Genomic DNA, 1,056 nt, shown 5'->3' with positions numbered 1-1,056 from the left:
GTCGGCGATCTTGAACTTGGCTTCGACGTTATTAATCACGGTGGAGCTGTTGTTGATGGTGCTGCTCAGCGTCGAACCGTCCAGGCCGATAGACAGGCCGCCGGCGGTAACTGTGGTGGTCACTCCATCAGTGCCGGTGACGATGAGCGGAGTGGTGCTGTTGATTTCTTTCTCGCCCGCCGGCGTCTCTCCGTCTTTGATGGTCCACTTGGCTGCGGCGCCGATCGTTGTGCCAATGGTGTCGATCTTGTTCTTGGTGGCGTCGTCGAGGCCGATGGTCATTTTCTTGGCGGCGCTGTCGTACTCGGCTTCCACGTAGTTCTTACCGGCGAATTCGAGGGTGTTACCGGCCTGGATCGCTCCGGTGTTCGCCCCCGCTTTTACGTTGAAGCCGGCCGACAGGGTGGTGATGGCGTTGTTGTTGCTGATGTCGATATTAGTTCCGAGATTCGGGTCGGCTTTGACGGTGACGGTGGCGCCATCGGAGGCGTTGGCAACTTCGACGAGGATCTTGTTTGTCTCGCCCTTGAACTGGATGTTCTTCTTGGTCGCACCACCGAGGGTGATGTCCTGTTTCGTTCCGGCTTCGTTGCTGACGGTGAAGCCGCCGGCGAGGTTCTGCACGGTGGTATTGCTGGCGATCTGGTTGTTGATGGCGGTGTTCAGGTTGGCGGTGTTGACTTTGTACTTCACGCCAGCCGTGCCGACTTCGGATTCGATCAGGTTGCCGTCGCCTTCGAACTTGATGGTTTCCGTTCCGGTCTTGTCCGCGGTGATCGTCTTCGTTCCCGTCCCGGTGTCGGCGATCTTGAACTTGGCTTCGACGTTATTAATCACGGTGGAGCTGTTGTTGATGGTGCTGCCCAGCGTCGAACCGTCCAGGCCAATGGTGAGGCCGCCCGCGTCGACTTTGGTAGTGACGCCGTTTTCGCCTTTGACGACGAGCGGAGTGGCGCTGTTGATCAACTTGCTGCCCGGTACGGCTTCCGCGTCCTTGATCGTCCAGTTCGCCGTTCCGCCGATGGCGCCGGTCAGGGCCGCGGTGTCGAGGCTGTA

At 59.1% G+C, this 1,056-nt stretch carries 1 protein-coding gene; it reads right to left on the bottom strand.

Going from position 1 to position 1,056, the window contains the following annotated elements:
• The coding region (locus B0D78_RS12970) for a hypothetical protein (RefSeq protein WP_168170136.1) at positions 1-1,056 on the bottom strand (1,056 nt) is incomplete at both ends.

This window comes from Pyramidobacter sp. C12-8, assembly GCF_002007215.1.
Lineage (GTDB): Bacteria > Synergistota > Synergistia > Synergistales > Dethiosulfovibrionaceae > Pyramidobacter.
Note: the sequence above shows the minus strand (reverse complement) of the source record. Positions and strands in the feature narration are given on the sequence as shown.